Source organism: Thermogutta sp., from assembly GCF_014359955.1.
In the GTDB taxonomy this organism is placed as follows: domain Bacteria; phylum Planctomycetota; class Planctomycetia; order Pirellulales; family Thermoguttaceae; genus Thermogutta.
This window is the reverse complement of sequence record NZ_JACIYL010000712.1, coordinates 1-2,296: the sequence shown is the minus strand read 5'-3', so window position 1 is coordinate 2,296 and position 2,296 is coordinate 1. Positions and strand designations below refer to the sequence as shown.

The 2,296-nt window shown below is 56.9% G+C and carries 3 protein-coding genes and 1 pseudogene; all 4 read right to left on the bottom strand.

All coding sequences use genetic code 11. From position 1 onward, the window contains the following. Positions 1–226 (bottom strand): annotated as a pseudogene (locus tag H5U08_RS16155) (thiazole synthase); the annotation flags it as partial. An 11-nt stretch (positions 227–237) separates the two neighbouring features. Beyond that, the gene (thiS, locus tag H5U08_RS16150) at positions 238–465 is read right to left on the bottom strand and encodes a sulfur carrier protein ThiS (RefSeq protein ID WP_297035387.1); all 228 of its coding nucleotides are present in this window, start codon (positions 463–465) and stop codon (positions 238–240) included. 247 nt (positions 466–712) lie between these two features. Then, a complete protein-coding gene (locus tag H5U08_RS16145) occupies positions 713–1,315 on the bottom strand; it encodes a hypothetical protein (protein WP_297035386.1) in 603 nt (200 codons plus the stop codon). A 272-nt stretch (positions 1,316–1,587) separates the two neighbouring features. Next, positions 1,588–2,296 (bottom strand): nucleoside hydrolase (locus tag H5U08_RS16140; RefSeq protein ID WP_297035383.1); only part of this gene is annotated, 709 nt, incomplete at its 5' end.

Here is a 2,296-nt window from a genome sequence, read left to right as displayed (position 1 = left end):
ACCGCTTGGTGTCAATAAAATCCAGGATATTTCGCCCTTGCTGGTCAAACAGGCGTTCGCGACGAACTGCCACTGTTATGCATTGGGTGCCCGATAACTCGAGCGCCTGCTGCATCACCTCGAAAGAACTGTACTTCCCTGTTCCCACGATGAGTCGGCTGGTGAACACGTGGGAACCGATCCGTAAAGGGGTGTCGAGCGGAGTATCAATTTGCGTGGAAACCATGATAGCGACGATCAACCTCCTCCTACGAGGGTTACAATCTCGAGACGGTCACCCTCCGAAAGGGTGGTTTGCTCATGTCGTGTCCGGGGTACGACTTGCAGGTTACGTTCCACGGCCACGGGCTTTTCCGCGAGGCCCCATCGCCGCAGAAGTTCCCCGATGGTGATTCCGGCAGGGACGTCCTGCCATTCGCCATTGACCAACACGCGGATTTGAGGAGTATTCTGGGGAGAATCCATACGATTTCTCCGGAGATTCCTAGCGGGCGGATCAACAATTTTGCCAGCCGAGCGTCTTGGGAGGCTAATCTTCCCTGTGCAGGGCAATCGGCTGGCGAAGACTACCTGCCCTTCCGCGATCGCGGAAAGGCGCTTTCGACCCCCTCACTTTGCCCCTGGGGCTATCGTCTTCAAGTATACCGATGGGCAGCGGCAGCGGCTACTTGTGCGACAAACCGTCGCCTTTCTGCTGGCCGAATGCGAAGTTTCACTCGGTTCTCAGCACCACCGAGCTGAATTGTTCCGCCGCCCACAACTGGAGAGGCGTGGCAAAGGGCTGGTTCGCGGAGTGCCGTTCCGGGGACCAGGGCACCATGTACACGAGCACAATTCCTGTGTTCGTCTCCGCCACGTAGAGCATCGTCTGGCCGGGACGAACTCCCACGCTTGGTCCGCGGCGAATGTCGGCCACCCCGGTGACCATCAAATAATTAGGTGATTGGGGGATCTGGATTTCCGGGCGAGGTGGTGCGCCAGTCCGCCGCAACTGGGCGTTGGCCTGGGCGATCTCGGCATTCTTCGCTTGAATGACCGTCGTCAGGTCCGCGAAGACGTTGGCCTCATACACCGTCTGAAAGTTCCGCGTTTGGTTGGAGAGGACCGCGCCTTTTAACTGACCGGTGAGAAAATCGAGGAAGAAAAAGGCTTCCACCCCGGCATCCACGGGGCCTGTACAGATCGCGAAGTTTTGTCCCCGATCGGTGGCCACCGCGTGGGCAGGTGTTTGCGGCCAGAATCGTGCAGCTACGATTCCCACCACCACACCCACTCCGAACACCAACGTCCACGTTCGAACATGTTCCAGCGCCATCGTGCGTTCTCCCGGCGACATCGCAGCCACCCCTCGCTAGTTCCTTGCACACTGTTTAGAAAACGAACACCAGCGCCACGTCGATCCCGTCATCCTAGCAAATTGCACGGCCCAATACCAGCCAAAATGTGTAGCTGATGGACGGAGGTCGTCTGCGGCTCCTGTCAAACTTTTCTGAAATATCCAATTTTTCTAGCCTGCTGGAGCGGTATCCGCAGGAATGGAACGGTTGTTTTGTGTGTCAATCGAACGAGCGTCGAACGGTCGGCGAATTATTTTCCCACCAATCTTTGGACCAGCCAATCTTCGTAAAGTTCCATGTTTTTCCAGCCAACCGCTGCCCTGACGGGTCGGCCCGACGCGTCAATTCGGGTGAATCCGTCCTCAGTGACCACCAGGGAGAGGGTCTCCATTTCCACGAGACTTTCTTCCACCGCGAGATACACGGCAACCGTGTCATATAGGGTGCTGCTGCGGTCCGGTGGGGGCAGTTGCTTTTTCGCACCTGCTTCACGCCAGATTTGATAGTTTTCCATCAATGCCTGCACCGATTTATCCGGGCACTCATAGACGCGGCGGAACTTTTCCCCGGTCAAATGGACAAGCCCACAGGTGTCCAGCGGGGTGATGGTGACTTCCCAGTCGGCCGCAAATACTGCCTGAAGAGCTTTCGGGTCCACCCTGACGTTATATTCGGCCGAAATTTGAGGGCTGCCGCCATATCCCTTGTACACACTTCCGTGCATCCCGACGAATCGGGCATTCTGACTGATTCCTGGGTCCCGTTTGAGGGCCTCGGCAATGTTTTGGACAGGTCCGATGCAGATCAGCGTCACAGGAAAGTCGCTTTTCTTGATCGTCTCAATGATGGCTGCCACACCATCCTCGTAAACAGTACCGGGATATTTCTTGAGGTCGTAGTCGGCAACCCAGCGTGACTGCCTGCTTGGCCGCTCTTCCAATCCCACCCCAAGCCCCACG

What these genes read in the sequence shown, in the direction of transcription:
- thiS (WP_297035387.1), bottom strand. Translation starts at nt 465, where the DNA reads ATGGATTCTCCCCAGAATACTCCTCAAATCCGCGTGTTGGTCAATGGC.
- H5U08_RS16145 (WP_297035386.1), bottom strand. Translation starts at nt 1,315, where the DNA reads ATGGCGCTGGAACATGTTCGAACGTGGACGTTGGTGTTCGGAGTGGGT.